The 15,311-nt window shown below is 66.9% G+C and carries 14 protein-coding genes; 7 read left to right on the top strand and 7 right to left on the bottom strand.

The genetic code is table 11. The features are described from left to right. Positions 1–40: 40 nt before the first annotated feature. Positions 41–1,585 (top strand): hopanoid C-3 methylase HpnR, encoded by a 1,545-nt coding sequence (gene hpnR / locus VSR34_RS05540; protein WP_028210231.1) that lies wholly within the window; start codon positions 41–43, stop codon positions 1,583–1,585. Between the two features lie 117 nt (positions 1,586–1,702). On the opposite strand, the gene VSR34_RS05545 is transcribed toward hpnR, so the two are convergent. From VSR34_RS05545 to VSR34_RS05565, 5 genes are all read right to left on the bottom strand, one after another. Then, positions 1,703–2,470 (bottom strand): DUF4410 domain-containing protein, encoded by a 768-nt coding sequence (locus tag VSR34_RS05545; protein ID WP_342962046.1) that lies wholly within the window; start codon positions 2,468–2,470, stop codon positions 1,703–1,705. 189 nt (positions 2,471–2,659) lie between these two features. Continuing rightward, positions 2,660–4,057 (bottom strand): ATP-binding protein, encoded by a 1,398-nt coding sequence (locus VSR34_RS05550; RefSeq protein ID WP_342962047.1) that lies wholly within the window; start codon positions 4,055–4,057, stop codon positions 2,660–2,662. After that, positions 4,057–4,770, bottom strand: a complete 714-nt coding sequence (locus tag VSR34_RS05555) for a response regulator (RefSeq protein ID WP_342962048.1) — start codon at positions 4,768–4,770, stop codon at positions 4,057–4,059. The genes VSR34_RS05550 and VSR34_RS05555 overlap by 1 nt, the downstream gene beginning before the upstream one ends. A gap of 16 nt (positions 4,771–4,786) precedes the next feature. Next, entirely contained in the window at positions 4,787–5,161 is a 375-nt protein-coding gene (locus VSR34_RS05560) for an EF-hand domain-containing protein (RefSeq protein ID WP_342962049.1), read from the bottom strand. Positions 5,162–5,304: 143 nt separating this feature from the next. Next, positions 5,305–6,318 (bottom strand): hypothetical protein, encoded by a 1,014-nt coding sequence (locus tag VSR34_RS05565; RefSeq protein WP_342962050.1) that lies wholly within the window; start codon positions 6,316–6,318, stop codon positions 5,305–5,307. Positions 6,319–6,649: 331 nt separating this feature from the next. Here VSR34_RS05565 and VSR34_RS05570 point away from each other — a divergent pair, with 331 nt between their 5' ends. Together VSR34_RS05570 and VSR34_RS05575 are read left to right on the top strand one after the other, a co-directional pair. Further along, positions 6,650–7,561 carry a sterol desaturase family protein gene (locus VSR34_RS05570; protein ID WP_342962051.1) on the top strand — a complete coding sequence of 304 codons (912 nt, stop codon included), beginning with the start codon at positions 6,650–6,652 and terminating at the stop codon, positions 7,559–7,561. A gap of 131 nt (positions 7,562–7,692) precedes the next feature. Next, positions 7,693–8,403, top strand: a complete 711-nt coding sequence (locus VSR34_RS05575; RefSeq protein ID WP_342962052.1) for an SDR family NAD(P)-dependent oxidoreductase — start codon at positions 7,693–7,695, stop codon at positions 8,401–8,403. A 65-nt stretch (positions 8,404–8,468) separates the two neighbouring features. Here the strand turns inward: VSR34_RS05575 and VSR34_RS05580 are convergent, their stop codons facing one another. Beyond that, positions 8,469–8,822 carry a hypothetical protein gene (locus VSR34_RS05580; protein ID WP_342962053.1) on the bottom strand — a complete coding sequence of 118 codons (354 nt, stop codon included), beginning with the start codon at positions 8,820–8,822 and terminating at the stop codon, positions 8,469–8,471. 486 nt (positions 8,823–9,308) lie between these two features. Here VSR34_RS05580 and VSR34_RS05585 point away from each other — a divergent pair, with 486 nt between their 5' ends. Continuing rightward, positions 9,309–9,899 (top strand): YSC84-related protein, encoded by a 591-nt coding sequence (locus VSR34_RS05585; protein WP_028210223.1) that lies wholly within the window; start codon positions 9,309–9,311, stop codon positions 9,897–9,899. Positions 9,900–9,934: 35 nt separating this feature from the next. Beyond that, on the top strand, positions 9,935–10,372 hold the full coding sequence (locus VSR34_RS05590) for a thioesterase family protein (RefSeq protein ID WP_154671165.1): 438 nt from the start codon (positions 9,935–9,937) through the stop codon (positions 10,370–10,372). A 14-nt stretch (positions 10,373–10,386) separates the two neighbouring features. On the opposite strand, the gene surE is transcribed toward VSR34_RS05590, so the two are convergent. Continuing rightward, complete coding sequence (gene surE, locus VSR34_RS05595; RefSeq protein WP_028210221.1) at positions 10,387–11,175, bottom strand: 5'/3'-nucleotidase SurE; 789 nt, start codon at positions 11,173–11,175, stop codon at positions 10,387–10,389. Between the two features lie 140 nt (positions 11,176–11,315). Between surE and ydiK the strand changes: the two genes are divergently transcribed. Together ydiK and VSR34_RS05605 are read left to right on the top strand one after the other, a co-directional pair. Continuing rightward, positions 11,316–12,410: an AI-2E family transporter YdiK gene (gene ydiK / locus VSR34_RS05600; protein ID WP_342962117.1), complete on the top strand. Its 1,095-nt coding sequence runs from the start codon at positions 11,316–11,318 to the stop codon at positions 12,408–12,410. 184 nt (positions 12,411–12,594) lie between these two features. Then, entirely contained in the window at positions 12,595–15,276 is a 2,682-nt protein-coding gene (locus tag VSR34_RS05605) for an ATP-dependent Clp protease ATP-binding subunit (RefSeq protein ID WP_342962054.1), read from the top strand. The last annotated feature ends 35 nt before the right edge of the window (positions 15,277–15,311 follow it).

A 15,311-nucleotide genomic window follows, 5' to 3' on the forward strand; every position in this document is an offset into this window, starting at 1 on the left:
CAGATGCCCGCGGAGCAGCGGCCGTTGGCAAGGAGGCTTCATGAAATTGCTTGCTGTCCACCCGAGCGGACTGATGTACACGCGCGTATTCCTGAGGCTCGAACCGCTGGGTCTCGAAGCCGTGGCAGGCACGGCGCGCGACGCGGGTCACGACGTGCGGCTCCTCGATTTGCAGGTTCAGACGCACCGCGACCTCATGCGCACGGTGCGTGGCTGGCAGCCCGATGCACTCTGCTTTTCCGGCAATTATCTGGCCAACATTCCCGAGATCATCGACCTTTCGAAGGCCGTGAAGGCCGCGCTGCCTTCGTGCTTCGTATTCGTGGGCGGCCACAGCGTGTCGTTCACCGCGCACGATCTGTTGCGCCATGCCGAAGGCGCGATCGACTGCGTGCTGCGCGGCGAAGGCGAGGCTTCCGTGACTGCGCTGCTCGACGCGGCGGCGCGCGGCGAAGGTCTGCTCGCGGTGCCCGGCGTCGTGACGAGCGAGGGCTCCGGGCCGCCGCCGCGTTTCGTCGAGAACCTCGATCCCGTGCGGCCCGCGCGCGATCTGCTGCGGCATCGGCGCAAGTATTTCATCGGCACGCTCGATCCTTGCGCCTCCATCGAATTCGCGCGGGGCTGCCCGTGGGACTGCACGTTTTGCAGCGCCTGGACGTTTTACGGGCGCAGCTATCGCACGCGCAGGCCCGAAGTCGTCGTGGAGGAACTGGCGGCGCTGCGCGAGCCGGGCGTGTTCATCGTCGACGATGTCGCGTTCGTGCACGCCGAGCATGGCATGGCGATAGGCGAAGCGATCAAGCGGCGCGGCATCGCGAAGCGCTACTACCTGGAAACGCGCGGCGACGTACTTCTGCGCAACAAGGACGTATTCCGCCTGTGGGCGTCCATCGGTCTCAGGTACATGTTCCTCGGCCTCGAGGCGATCGACGAGGCAGGGCTCAAGGCGTTTCGCAAGCGCATCAGCCTCGACCGCAATTTCGAGGCGCTCGAATTCGCGCGTTCGCTGGGGATCACGGTGGCGATCAACCTGATCGCCGATCCGGACTGGGACCGTGGGCGCTTCGAAACGATACGCCAGTGGTGCCTGGCGATCCCGGAAATCGTCAATATCAGCGTGAACACGCCGTATCCCGGCACGGAGAGCTGGCAGCGCGAGGGCCGCCGGCTCACGAGCCTCGACTATCGCCTTTACGACATCCAGCACGCCGTGGTGCCGACCCGGCTCCCGCTGCCCGAGTTCTACGCGGAACTCGTGCGCACGCAGCAGGTGCTCAACCGCAAGCATCTGGGCTGGACCGCGCTGCGTGGCGCGGCGGGCCAAGCCGCGCACTTGCTCTTGCGCGGCCAGACCAATTTCGTGCGCATGCTGTGGCGCTTCAACTCGGTGTTCGATCCGCGCCTGCAGATGGCCGACCACGCGCGCGACGTCCGCTACGAGATGACGCCGCCGCCCGGCATGAACGGCGCGCAGCAGACCGATATGAAAACCGTCTATATTCATGGTCCCACTGGCCGCAGGGGCCGCAAGATCGACGACGCGACGGAGAAGTTCGTCGACGAGACGCGCATGGGCCTCGGCTGAAGTCTCGTTTGCGCTTTGTCCATCTCGCCGGGTTGTCGGCTCGTTGCCGCTCGAATAAAAATGCGGCGACGGTATCGATCCGCCGCCGCTGCGCGCCGTGCTGCGCGTTGCTCCGTTTTAGCTCTTCGTCGCCGTTTCCATCCAGCCATTTTCCTTGCTGACCTGCGCGACTTCCTTCGCGATCGAGCGGGCCAGTTTGCCGGCGTCCGAGGAGAGCGTGTCCCGCTTCGCTTCGGAGGCGCCGTGGAGACCGCCGCCAACCACGGCCGCCGTCGCGACATGACCCGCAGCCGCGCCCACGCCGGCGGTTTCCGCCATGCCGGGCATATGGCCGCTGTCCGCCTTCGTTTCGAAGCTCAGGAGCGGCTGGGGCGCGGCGCCGTTGGCCGGCTGGTACAGCACGGCGATCGTCGCGCCTACTTCGCTCTTGCCCGCGCCGAGGCCGATCAGCATGCGGCGGCGGCGGCTGCCCGCGTCCATCGAGTCGATGCGGCCTTCCACGATCAGGGCGCTGCGGCCGGCGGGCGCGGGACCATCCATGCGCACGGCGGGCAGGCCGATTTTCTGGAGTTCGCTCACGAGTTGATCGGCGAGATGCTCGCGCGTTTGTTCCGCCGCCTGCTGTTGCTGCTGCGCCGAGGACTCGCCGCTCTCCATCGCCTTGAGCCTGTGCATCATGCCGGTGTTGTCGAGCTGCACCTGGCCGGCGCTGGCGTCGAACGCGTAGACATAGATGACGTCGGCGTGCAGTTGGGGGAACGGTCCGTTCGTCTGCACGACCGGCGCAGCCGATGCGCAGCCGCTCGCGAAAAGCGCGCCCGCGAGAAACGCGGTGCCCGCGATGCGCTTGACCTTGTTGACGAGGAACTGGATGAGCGTTTGCATGTCGATGTCCTTTAACTGAAAGCGTGTCTCGTGTCTGCCGATACTCGCAAATCAGTAAGGATGGCGAACTATCGACCGTGGTGCTTCGGCGTCTGGGCTCCGGTTTGCTACGTTCCGTTGCTCAGGCTCAGGCGCAAGTATGGGGGGGAAGGGCATGTGAAATCCACGCGCAAATTATGTCGAATCATGTCACGTGCGCTCGGCAGGCTGCGCGTCTTTCGGGCCGGCGGCGGGCCGGTTCAGCGGCAGGCGCACGACAGCTTCGAGGCCACCCCCTTCGCGGTCGCGGAAGTTCAGCGAGCCGCCGTGCAGTCGCGCGATTCGCTCGACGATGGCGAGCCCGAGCCCCGAGCCGCCCGAGTGCGTGCGGGCGTTCGCGCCGCGGCTGAAGGGCGATTTCAGACGCTCCAGCGCTTCGGCGCGGATGCCGTTGCCCCGGTCGGCAACGACGATGCAGGCAGCGTCGCCGTCTCGCCGGGTGCGAATCGTCAGACCTGTGCGGCCGTAATTCACAGCGTTCTGCATGAGATTCATCAAGAGGCGCATAACGGCGACGGGCCGGAATTCGAACACCGGCAATTCGCCCTCGTCGAAGTCGAATTCGTGTCCGAGTCCGGCGAAATCGGCAACGAGTTGGCCGGCGAGCGCGTTGAGGTCGCCGGGCTGCGGCGCTTCGCGCTCGCCGCTGCCTGCGTAATCCATGAACTGCTGGAGGATTGTATCTATCTGGTCGAGGTAGCTCTCTGATGAGGCCACGAGCGCATCGTTGCTGCCGCGCGGCAGCGCCATCGCAATCGCGAGGCGCAGTTTCGTGAGCGGCGTGCGGATATCGTGCGAAACGCCAGCCAGCATCAATGCGCGCGTGGCCTCGGCCTGCTGCAGCGCTTCAGTCATCTGGTTGAAAGCGCGGCTCACCTGGGCGATTTCGGTCGGGCCGTCGGTGGGCAGCGGCGCGGGCTTTTCGCCCGCGCTCACGCGCCGCGCCGCGCGCGCGAGCTTGCGCAGCGGCTCGTTGATGTGGCGTTGCAACAGGTAGCCGGCGAGCGCCGCTAGCAGAGCGAGCGCAGCGGAGAGGGCCAACGCGGGGGTGATGCCGCTCGCGCGCACGTCGGCGGTCATCGGGAGTGCGATCCATATGGGCTCGCCCGCCGCGTGAAGGCGGATCCACAGGCGCTCCTGCGCGGCTTCGTCGTCGGTTGCGAGCGTCTTGCCGTCGCGGCTCTCCTCCCAGCGCACCAGCAGGTCGGGCGGCAGATGGCGTTGCAGCGCTTCGACGAAGACGTCGCGCTGCCACGTGCGAAAAAAGTCGCCGAGGCTCGGGTGGGTATCGGCAGGCGTGTCCGGTGGCGCTGCCGCCCGCGCGTTCAGGCGCGCGGTCGCAGTACGGGCCTCGGCGGGCGGCATGGACGCGAGCGTCATATCGAGCAGCTTCACGTAGTCCGCGAAGATGATCGACGCGCGCTCGATGCGCGGGCGCTGCACGAAATGCAGCAGCACGCTGATCGAGCAAATTTGCGAGAACGCGACGAGCGCCACCAGCAGCGCAATGTTGCGCGAGAGGAGCGAGCGCGGAATCCCGAGCCGCATTACGGTTCGACGCCGGCCACCAGCATGTAGCCGATGCCCCAGACCGTCTTGATGAAGCGCGGTTTGGCCGGATCGTCCTCGACGATCTGGCGCAGGCGCAGGATCTGCACGTCGACGCTGCGGTCGAGCGCATTGTGGTCGCGCCCGCGCGCGCGGGCCAGCAGGTTTTCGCGGCTCACCGCGCGATTGGGCGACGAGCCGAGCGCATGAAGCAGCAGCATCTGCGCCGAATGAACCTCGACCGGTGCGCCGTCGCGGTAGAGCGTCTGTTTGCCGACGTCGAACGTGAAGTCGCCGAAGCGCAGCATCTGCGACGTGACGGTCGGTTCGCCCGCGGCCATCTTCTGGCGGCGCAGCAGCGCACGGATGCGCGCGACCAGCTCGTCGGGCAGGAACGGCTTGGCGAGGTAGTCGTCGGCGCCGGTTTCGAGGCCGATCACCTTGTCGGCGGCGTCGCCCTTGGCGGTGAGCATGAGGATCGGCAGCGTCTGGCCTTCGGCGCGCAGGCGGCGGCACACCGTGAGGCCGTCTTCGGGCTCCATCATGAGATCGAGCACGAGCAGGTCGTACGGTTCGCGCTGGAGCAGGCGGTCGAGGCGCTTGCCGTCGGCCACGGCGCGCACCTCGAAGCCCTGGCTCGTGAGGAAGCGCTGCAGCATGTTGCGCAGCTCGGCTTCGTCGTCGAGCACGATGATCCTGCCTGCCTGCTCCATGGGACGCCTCCGGCGTTCATCGGGCTGCTGCGCGCGCTCGCATGAAGTCCTCGATCTGTGCGAGGGTGACGAAACCGGCCTGCTGCGCGTCGATTTCCTCGAAGTGCTGCGCGACCATCGGCATGCCCGCCTGCGCCTGCTCGCGCGTGAGCTTGCCGTCATGCGTGGTGTTCGCGGCGGCGAAGCGGCTCTGCACTTGCGCCATCATGCGCTCGACGCGCGCGCTGCCGTTCGCGGCGCCGCTTGTGGGTCCGCTTGCGGCCCCGTTTGCCGGCCCGTTTGTCGCTCCGCTCGTGGCACCGGCGTTGGCCGGCCAGGCCTCGGCCGACGCCGGCAGCGAAACGGCTGCTGAAACGATACACAAAACGAGCGATGCGATCATCTTCTTCATGATGTTCTCCGTGAGACGGCCGACACAGCTTGCCGGCCGGTTGATTAAAGCGGGTGCGAAACGAAGGAGGAAGGGCGGCGTCTGCGGGAGCGAAGGCGAAGCCGCCTCAGAGGGGGCACGCCCAGTGGGGCACGCCCAGTGGTTCACGCCCAGTGGGCGGGCACCCAGACGCGGCCAACCCAGTGCCCCGGAACCCACACGGCGGGACGTGGCGCGATGTACACGGCGCGCGGCAGCGGTTGCCCCACATAGACGACCTTGGGCGCCGGCGGAGCCACGTAGATCACCTTCGGCGCGGGCGGCGCGACATACACGGTCTTCGGCGCGGAAGGCGCGATATAAACCGTCTGCGGTGCTGGTGCCGGGGCCGGTGCGACGACCACCGTCTTCGGCGCGGGCGGCGGCGGGGCGACGTACACGGTGCCCGGCGGCGGCGTGACGATCACCGGCGCGGGCGCCGGGACACCCACGACGGCGACCGTCGCGCCCGTTGCCGTGACCGTGCCGGCTGTCGAAACCGTACCCCCAGCGACCACGGTCGTGCCGCCGGTGGAAACGGTGCCGCCGTGGACGACGGTCGTGCCGCCGCCCGTCGTCACCACGCCGGTTCCGACGCCCGTGGCGCTGCCCGAGTGGTAGACGCTGCCGCCCTGTGTGCCGGTGACGGTGCCCGATCGATAGCACGTGCTGCCCGCGCAGGCGGTGGACGCCGAGTGCCCGTAAGTGTTGCCGTTACCCGTCGTGACCGTGCCCGTCGACGAGTGCTGGCCGGGCGCGCTGCGCGTCACGCTGCCCGAGGTGCTCGCGCTGCGGCCATCCGAGCCGTCGAGCGAGCCGGTGTGCGAGCAGGTCCCGTTCGCGCAGCTCGTATCGCCCGAGTGCTGGACCGAGCGGCCGTTCGGGCCATAGGCGGTGCCGCTGTTGCTGAACTGGCCCGGCGCGGTGCGCGTGACCGAGCCGCTGTTGGTCGCGACGCCGCCCCAGGGGCCAATCGCGCCGCCCGCATGCGAGCAGGTGCCGCCGCTGCAGGAGCCGTAATGCGCGCCGCTGTAGGTGCCGTGCGGCGTGTAGGCCGTGCCGTGGCCGGACCAGCCCGCAAACGCGGGGGCGCTGGCAAAGCCGATGAGCGCGGCGACGACGAGGGGGAGCGTTTTCATCAGAGGTCCTTGAGGTTCGTTTCCGGGCACGCCGTGGCGTGTCAGCGGGACGAACTATAGGGCGGCCTTCTGCTCCCGTCGCCTCATAAAGGATGTCGCGGTGTTACACGGCGCGAGACGCTGGCCTCGCCCGCCGCACCTGCACGGCGCTGCGGGCAGGTGGCTGCACTGCGCGGGCCGTGCCGCATGACATATCGCGACATACTTTGCGCGTGGTTTTTCGCGCGGTGCGCCACTACAGTGCCTCTCATCCGACGCGCCGCCGGCTCGCTTCCGTGCAATACGCGTCTTCGTTCACCGCGCCCTGCGCGCTCACCGCACACCATCCATCATGCTCACCACCGGAAAAATCGCGCTCTATGTCACGCTGTTCGTCGTCATCGTCTCGCTGATCGAGGCGTGCTTGCTCACCTTCGGCAAGCGCCGCGAACACGACGCGGCCTTCGATTGGTCTGAAGTTTGGCTCTCGCTCGCCGACCTCACGGGTCGCAAGCTCTTCGCACTCCTGCCGCTCTCGCTCGCCACGCCTGTCTTCGATTTCGCGTGGGAACACCGGCTCTTCACGCTGAATTTCGACAGCGTTGCGCTCGTGCTGCTCGTCTTCCTGGGGCAGGAGTTCTGCTATTACTGGTATCACCGCGCCTCGCACCGCATCCGCTTCTTCTGGGCCACGCACGCCGTTCATCATTCACCCAACCAGTTGACGCTTTCGTCGGCGTACCGCCTCGGCTGGACCGGCAAGCTCGCCGGGCCGGTCATGTTCTTCGCGCCGCTCGTGTGGCTCGGCGTGCGCCCTGAAGTCGTGCTCGCTATCCTTTCGTTCAACCTGCTCTATCAGTTCTGGCTGCACAACACGTGGATTCCGAGGCTTGGCTGGCTCGAACATGTGTTCAATACACCGTCGAATCATCGCGTGCATCATGCGTCCAACGTCGACTACCTCGATGCGAATTATGGCGGAGTCCTGATCGTCTTCGACCGCCTGTTCGGCACGTATGTAAAAGAGCGCGCCGACGAGCCGTGCCGTTATGGTCTCGTCACGCCCGTGCGCTCGCGCAATCCGTTCGTCGTCGAATTCGAGCACTGGGCGACGCTCGCGCGCGACGTCTTCACGGCGAAGGACATCTGGACCGCCGTGCGCTACGTGTTCCTGCCGCCGGGCTGGCGTGCGGACGGCGGCGGCGAAACCACCGAGAACCTGCGCAAGCAGCGCGCGCTCGCTACGGTGCGCACGCGAGGTTGATCGAAGCGCGCGCCTCGCGTAACGTGGCCATAGCGGCGCTCGTCTGGATCACGCGAGACTCATTGAAAGAACGTCACTGAAAGAACGTCACTGAAAGAACGTCACTGAAAGAACGTCACTGAAGGAACATCATGGAAACCGGTTTGAATGGCAGGATGGTCGCGGTGACGGGCGGCTTCGGCATTCTCGGCATGGCAACGGCCCAACTGCTGGCCGAACGCGGCGCCCGCGTGGCGCTCATCGGCCGAGGCGCCGCGCCCGATGCGGCGTCGCTGCCTGCCTCGCTCGCTGGCGCGCTTTGCCTCGCTGGCGTCGATCTTGTCGATGCGCAGGCCGCGCAGGCCGCCTGCGCCACGCTGGACGAGCGCCTCGGCGGCCTCGATGCGCTCGTCAACGTGGCTGGCGCGTTTCGCTGGGAGACCATCGGCGAAGGCGACGCGCGCACCTGGGACCTGATGTTCGATTTGAACGTGAAGACGGCGCTCAATGCCTCGAAGGCCGCGCTGCCTTATCTGGTGAAGCGCGGTGCGGGCCGCATCGTCAACATCGGCGCGGGCGCGGGTCTGAAGGCGACGCTCGGCACGGGGGCCTATTCGGCTTCGAAGGCGGGCGTGGCGCGCTTGACGGAAGCGCTCGCTGAGGAAGTGAAGGACAAGGGCATCACCGTGAATGCGATTCTGCCGGGCATCATCGACACGCCGCAAAACCGCGCCGACATGCCGGACGCCGATTTCACGCGCTGGGTGCAACCGCGCGAGATCGCCGCTGTGATCGCTCTCCTGCTGGGCGCGGACGCCCAGGCGATTACGGGAGCGCTTATTCCGGTGAACGGGCGCTTGTAAGCAAGACGCCGCCGGCCTTGCGGGTCGCTCGGGACTACGCAGCGCGGGACTCACGGCACGGCGCGCTAGTGGCCGTGTCCGCCGCCGCCGTGGCCCATGCCGCCACCGCCGCCTTGCCACGTGCTGCCGCCGCCATGCCAGCCGCCGTGGCCCCCGTGCCAGCCGCCATGGCCGTCGCCATGCCAGCCGTGGTGATAGCCGCCGCCACCCCCCCAGATGGCGATACCGCCATACCCCCCGCCGACATATCCGGGGTAGGGGTCGTAACCGTAGGCGTACGGATAGCCGGAATCGTATGGATAGCCGGAATAGTAGGGGTAGCCGTACCCATAGTCGTAATAGCCGGGATAGCCCGGGTAGGGAGCGGCGCAGCCTGCGAGAACTGCGGCCGTCCCCAATGCTGAAATTAGCCGCAACACGATGATCTCCGGAGATATACGTTTGAAACTGTTTGGCGCAGACAGGTTCAGACGCAATTGTGTCCGCTGGTTACCGCGGTCGCCTCTACGCGCGGCCGAACGGCAGACGGTCGAAGAACCGGACCGCCACCATCTTCGTGCCAATGAGCGCAAGCACGATGCCGGGCGGCATGAGACGGTTTTCAGGCGCGCAGCCGCGGCGGTAGCGCTCGCGCGCCGGAAGGCAGCGCGGCTTCGGCGCGAGCGAGCCGCGCCTCCATGGGCAGGCGCGGCATGGCTGCGGGCGCGACCATGCAACGCTTATCCCCGCATCGCCGGCCGAACTCGATGTACGATGCCTGGTCCTATACCCCCAAGGATGAGCGGCCGTGGCCGGCGCAGCAGGCCATGCCCGCTATCCTGTAGCGCCTCGCGCGCGGCCCGTCCGGTCGAGCACCATCGGGCCGACGCAGGCAATCGATGCCACATTTGCACAGGAATCCCCTAATGCGCCGACGTCAATTCCTCCTCAGTTCCAGTGCCGCCCTTGCCGCCGGCGGTCTCGCGCTTGCCGGCTGCACGACGACCCCGCTCGGCTCGCAGAACAGCGCCTCGCAAAACGCGGCGAAGCGCAACTCGATCGACGCGGGCGTCGACGCCACGCTCGCGCGCCTCTACGACACCGTGAGCGGGTCGCAGGAACTGATCTCGAAGTCGAGCGGCGTGCTCGTCTTTCCGCAGGTATTGGCGGCGGGCTTCTGGATCGGCGGGCAGTACGGCACCGGCGCGCTGCGCGTGGGCGGCCGCACCACGGGCTACTACAGCACGGTGGCGGCCTCGTTTGGCCTGCAGATCGGCGCGCAGTCCAAGGCGATCATCTTCGCGTTCATGAATCCGGTCGCGCTCGATGCGTTCACGAACAGCCAGGGGTGGTCGGCGGGCGCGGACGCCACCGTTGCGCTCGTCACCGTGGGCGCGAACGGGAAAGTCGATACCTCGACCGCCACGAGCCCCGTGGAAGCATTCGTGCTGACCAACGCGGGCCTGATGGCCGGGGTGTCGCTGGAAGGCGTGAAGGTGTCGCGGCTCGTCATCTGAAGCGAGCGAGATCAGCAATGAAGGGAGACCCTCGCATGGCGACGCCCACGTACCGCCGCAAGCACAAGATTCACTTCTCGGAATGCGATCCCGCAGGCATCGTGTTCTACCCGCAGTACTTCGTGCTGTTCAACGATCTCGTCGAATCGTGGTTCGACGAGATGCTGCCGCAAGAGGGCTACCACGGTGTGATCGGCGCACGCCGCGTGGGCATGCCGACCGTGCGGCTCGAAGTGGATTTCAAGGCGGTCAGCAAGATGGGCGACGAGGTCTGGCTCTCGCTCGACGTCGTACGGCTCGGCGGGGCCTCGCTCACGCTCGCGTGGGCCTGCACGGGCGTGGACGGCGTGCTGCGCATGGCGGCGCGCCAGACGATCGTGACGACCTCGCTCGACACTCACAAGTCGATCGGCATTCCTGACGATATTCGCATGGCGATCGAAAAGTCGATGGCGGCCCCCACGCGCGAATGACGCCAGGGCAATGATCAGGCGGTCCCGCCGAGCGCCGCCTGCAACGTCGCAAAAGTCTTCTCGTCGGTGCGTTCGAATTGCAGTGGCGTAACCGAAACGCGCCCGGCGTTCACCACGGCCGTTTCGGTGTCGGGCCCGTTTTCGCGCGGACCGCGATTGAAGCGCAGCCAGTAGTAATCCATGCCGCGCGGGTCGATTTGCGGCACGACGTCGATGCCCTGCACGAGCCCGACCCCCTGGCGCGTGACCGTGAGCGGCCCGGCGGCGCTCGCGTCGATATCGGGAAAGTTCACATTGAGGCAGACGGGCGCATCGTGCGCGACGGCAGCGAGGCGGCGTATCACATCGGGCGCGAGCGCGCGGGCGGTGTCCCAGCGCACGCGCTCGCGGTCGCGAAAGGTCTGGCTCAACGCGATGGATGGCAGGCCGAGCAGGAGCCCCGTCATGGCCGCGCCCACCGTGCCCGAGAACATCGTCTCCACGCCGAGGTTGCCGCCGCGGTTGATCCCCGAGAGCACGAGCGAAGGGCGCACATCGCCCATGAGCTGACGCACCGCCATCACCACGCAATCCCCCGGCGTGCCGACCACGCCGAAGCGTCGATCGCCGCGCCGGCTCACGCGCAGCGGCGAATGCAGGCTGATCGAGTGCGAGGTGCCGCTCTGGTCGTGTTCCGGTGCGACGACCCAGACTTCATCGGCGAGTTCGGCGGCTACGGCTTCGAGCACGGCGAGGCCGGGTGCCTCGATACCGTCATCATTAGTGAGGAGCACGCAGGGCAGTTTCGTTTCGGTGGCTGACATGACTGGCTCTTTTTCGTTGCAAGGTCGGGGACAACGCCATTATTCCAGAGTGCGTTCGGGCGCCATATCCGGGATAGACTAGCGCGTCGGCGCCATGAGGCGCGCCCTGCTGTGAGGAGAAGTACGTGAAGCCGCAAGCCATGCCGGACCTTGCCCGCATCCTGTTCATCGTCGCCATACTCTGCGCGCTGACGATCGGCAGCATCTATGTCATGCGCCCGTTTCTGCCGGGGCTCATCTGGGCCACGACCATCGTCGTCGCGACCTGGCCCGCGATGACGGCCATCGAGCGGCGTTGCGGCAACCGCCGCTGGCTCGCCACGCTCGTGATGCTGTTGATCCTGCTCGTCGTGATCGTCCTGCCGCTCTACGAAGCCATCTCGACGCTGGCCTTGCACGGCGGCGAGATCATGGACCTGATCCGCAAGCTGCCTGAATACGCGCTGACGTCGCCGCCGGCCTGGGTCCACGACATTCCCGTGGTCGGCACGCGTATCGTCGACAAATGGCAGGAGTTCTCCGACGCCGGTCCGAGCGGTCTGCTCGCGCAGCTCGAACCCTACGCCTCGATTGCGGCGCACTGGCTGATTGCGCATGCCGCCTCGGTCGGCGTGTTCGTCGTGCACATGTTCATCACCATCATCATCACGGGCATTCTGTATAGCAAGGGCGAGAGTGCCGCCGCGTATGTCACGCGGTTCGCCATTCGCGTCGCACCGGCTTATGGCGAGCAGGCCGTCAAGCTCGCGGGCGCTTCGATTCGCGCGGTGGCCCTTGGCATCGTCGTGACGGCGATCCTGCAGTCGGCGCTCGGGGGCATCGGCCTGTGGGTGGCGGGAGTGCCGGGAGCGGCCGTGCTCACCGCCTTGATGCTCATGCTCTGTCTCGCGCAGATCGGCCCGACGCTGCCGCTGCTCGGCGGCGTGATCTGGCTGTTCATGCACGATGCACATCTCGCGGCCATCCTGCTCGCGGTGTGGGCCGTGATGGTCGCGATGCTCGACAACCTCGTGCGTCCCGTTCTGATCCGGCGCGGCGTCAACCTGTCGATGCTGCTGATTCTCACCGGCGTGCTCGGCGGGTTGTTCGCGTTCGGCATCGTCGGGCTCTTCATCGGACCGGTGATTCTCGCCGTTTCGTCCACTTTGCTGACCGCGTGGATAGGCGATACGGCCGCTGGCGCACGCGGCGCCGGCGAGGCGGCAGCCATCAAGACGCCTGATCGAACAAGATAGCGCGACCCGCAAGCCGTTCGTCTCCTTGACGACGCGCCGTTCGATTCGACGTTACGATGACGTCTGAACTTCAGTGCGGCATTCGTTAGAGCATTCAGGCGGCGCTCCTGCGGGCACCCTTCGTGCGGCCCTGGTCCTCGGTCCGCGCACGTCCGCGCGTCGCGCACCGTTTCCAGGAGACGAAATGGCTCAGTTCAACTGCGATATCTGCGGCGTGCGCCCCGCGACGGTGCGGGTCGCCGTGTTGCAGGACGGCAGGCGGCGTTTTCTCGACGTTTGCGACTATCACTACGCGCAACTCACGCGGCATCAACGTACCTTGAGTCCACTGGAGGCGCTGTTCCGCGGTTCACAGCAGACGGACGGCGCGGGTGGAACGTCGCCCGAGCTTGCGCCCCAGGCCGTGGAAGCCGGCGACGGCGCCAGCGTCGAGCGCTATTTGAGCGACGTGGCGCGCGAATTGCTGCAGCGGGCTGCCGAGCGGGCCGTGCAGTTCGGGCGCCGCGAGGTCGACACGGAGCATCTGCTCTACGAACTCGCGGGCAACGACGCGGGCGCGGCAATTCTCAAGCGCCTCGGCATCCAGCCAGACGACGTGCGCGCATTCATCGACGCCAATGCGCAAAAGCGCGAAGGCGTGGGCGTGCCCGAAGACGGCCGCATCGGCGTCTCGCCGCGCCTGAAGGGCGCACTCGACCGCGCCTTTCTCGTCTCGCGCGAACTGGGACACAGCTACGTGGCGCCCGAGCATCTGCTCTTCGGGCTCACACAGGTGCCGGAAAGCTTCGCGGGCTATCTGCTGTCGCGCTACGGCGTCACGCCCCAGAACGTGCTGCAGCGGCTCGTGGAAGCCCAGGGCGACAAACGCGAGCGGCCCGCTGCGAAAGGTCCGAGCGCGACGCCGCAACTCGACCAGTACAGCCGCGACCTCAGCGCGCTTGCGAGCGAGGGCAAGCTCGACCCCGTGATCGGCCGCTCGAGCGAGATCGAGACCGTGGTGGAAGTGCTCGCGCGCCGGCGCAAGAACAACCCGGTGCTGATCGGCGAGCCGGGCGTGGGCAAGACGGCCATTGCCGAGGGCCTCGCGCAGCGCATGCTCAACGGCGACGTGCCCGAATCGCTGCGCGGCCGGCGGCTCGTCGAGCTGAACGTCAACGGGCTCATCGCGGGCGCGAAATATCGCGGCGAATTCGAAGAGCGCGTGAAGGGCGTGATGGAGGAAATCGCCGCGCAGCGCGAGAGCCTCGTGCTCTTCATCGATGAGGTGCACATGATCGTCGGTGCGGGTCAGGGCGGCGGCGAAGGCGGCCTCGATATCGCCAACGTCTTCAAGCCGGCCATGGCGCGCGGCGAATTGAACCTGATCGGCGCGACGACGCTCTCGGAGTACCAGAAGTACATCGAGAAGGACGCGGCGCTCGAACGGCGCTTTCAGCCCGTGTTCGTGTCCGAGCCCAGCGTGGATCAGACGATCAACATCCTGCGCGGCCTGCGCGACAAGCTCGAGGTGCATCACCATGTCACCATCCGCGACGACGCGCTCGTCTCGGCGGCCGAGCTGTCGGACCGCTATGTAATGGGGCGCTTCCTGCCGGACAAGGCGATCGACCTGATCGACCAGGCGGCCGCGCGCGTGCATCTGTCGGCCACCTCGCGGCCCGCGGCGATCCTCGAACTCGAAGCGGAACTGGCGCAGCTTCGCCGCGAGCAGGACTACGCGGCGACGCGCAAGAACTTCGAGCGCGCCCACGCGCTGGACGAGCCGATCGCCGGGAAGGAAAAGGCGCTCGCACAGGCCACCAATGACTGGAAAGGGGAACTCGGCACCGTGACCTCGGATGTGACGACCGAGGACGTGGCGGAGATCGTCTCGAAGCTCACCGGTGTGCCGGTCACGCAGCTCACGGCCGAGGAGCGCACGCGTCTGCTGGAAATGGAAAAGCGCCTGCACGAGCGTGTGATCGGCCAGGAGCAGGCGATCGTCGCGGTGAGCGACGCGGTGCGGCGCTCGCGCGCCGGGCTGCGGCGCGGTCGGCGGCCCACGGCCGTGTTCCTGTTTCTCGGGCCGACCGGGGTCGGCAAGACCGAGCTGGCGAAGGCGCTGGCCGAAGTGGTGTTCGGCGACGAGGACGCCATCGTGCGCATCGACATGAGCGAGTATATGGAGCGCCATGCGGTGTCGCGGCTGATCGGGTCGCCGCCGGGTTATGTCGGCTACGACGAAGGCGGACAGTTGACCGAGAAGGTGCGCCGCCGCCCTTATTGCGTGATCCTGCTCGACGAAATCGAAAAGGCTCACTCCGATGTCTACAACGTACTGCTGCAGGTGTTCGACGACGGCCGCCTCACCGACGGCAAGGGACGCGTGGTGGACTTCAGCAACACGGTCGTGATCGCGACGAGCAATCTCGCTTCCGACGTGGTCTCGGGCCAGAAGCGCTCGGGGCCGGGCTTCCTTTCGAGCGCCGAAGGATCGATGCAAGGCGCGGTGATGGGAGAACTGCGTCAGCATTTCCGGCCCGAGTTCCTGAATCGCATCGACGAAATCATCGTGTTCCAGCCGCTCAGCAACGACGAGCTGCGCGCGATCGTGCGGCTGCAGCTCGAGCAGGTCCGGCGCATGGCGCGCAGTCAGGATATCGAATTGACGTTCGACGAAAGCGTGACCGAGCATCTCTCCGCAGAGGGGTATCGACCGGAATACGGTGCGCGTGAACTGAAGCGGCAGATCCAGCAGGCGGTGGAAAACGAACTGGCGAAGGCGATGCTCAAGGGCGACGTGAAGGAGGGCGCGAAAGTCGTTTGCCGCTATGATGCCGCGGCTAAACGCATGGCGTTCGCATTGCAGGGAGCGGGCAAGGACTGATGCGATCCGTGCGTATGCCGTTCGCAGCGTGTGCG

This window comes from Paraburkholderia sp. JHI2823, from assembly GCF_038900695.1.
In the GTDB taxonomy this organism is placed as follows: Bacteria; Pseudomonadota; Gammaproteobacteria; order Burkholderiales; family Burkholderiaceae; genus Paraburkholderia; species Paraburkholderia mimosarum.

Bases quoted from the DNA above. Each gene is read 5' to 3' on its own strand.
- hpnR (WP_028210231.1), top strand. From the start codon at position 41: ATGAAATTGCTTGCTGTCCACCCGAGCGGACTGATGTACACGCGCGTA.
- VSR34_RS05545 (WP_342962046.1), bottom strand. From the start codon at position 2,470: ATGCAAACGCTCATCCAGTTCCTCGTCAACAAGGTCAAGCGCATCGCG.
- VSR34_RS05550 (WP_342962047.1), bottom strand. From the start codon at position 4,057: ATGCGGCTCGGGATTCCGCGCTCGCTCCTCTCGCGCAACATTGCGCTG.
- VSR34_RS05555 (WP_342962048.1), bottom strand. From the start codon at position 4,770: ATGGAGCAGGCAGGCAGGATCATCGTGCTCGACGACGAAGCCGAGCTG.
- VSR34_RS05560 (WP_342962049.1), bottom strand. From the start codon at position 5,161: ATGAAGAAGATGATCGCATCGCTCGTTTTGTGTATCGTTTCAGCAGCC.
- VSR34_RS05565 (WP_342962050.1), bottom strand. From the start codon at position 6,318: ATGAAAACGCTCCCCCTCGTCGTCGCCGCGCTCATCGGCTTTGCCAGC.
- VSR34_RS05570 (WP_342962051.1), top strand. From the start codon at position 6,650: ATGCTCACCACCGGAAAAATCGCGCTCTATGTCACGCTGTTCGTCGTC.
- VSR34_RS05575 (WP_342962052.1), top strand. From the start codon at position 7,693: ATGGAAACCGGTTTGAATGGCAGGATGGTCGCGGTGACGGGCGGCTTC.
- VSR34_RS05585 (WP_028210223.1), top strand. From the start codon at position 9,309: ATGCGCCGACGTCAATTCCTCCTCAGTTCCAGTGCCGCCCTTGCCGCC.
- VSR34_RS05590 (WP_154671165.1), top strand. From the start codon at position 9,935: ATGGCGACGCCCACGTACCGCCGCAAGCACAAGATTCACTTCTCGGAA.
- surE (WP_028210221.1), bottom strand. From the start codon at position 11,175: ATGTCAGCCACCGAAACGAAACTGCCCTGCGTGCTCCTCACTAATGAT.
- ydiK (WP_342962117.1), top strand. From the start codon at position 11,316: ATGCCGGACCTTGCCCGCATCCTGTTCATCGTCGCCATACTCTGCGCG.
- VSR34_RS05605 (WP_342962054.1), top strand. From the start codon at position 12,595: ATGGCTCAGTTCAACTGCGATATCTGCGGCGTGCGCCCCGCGACGGTG.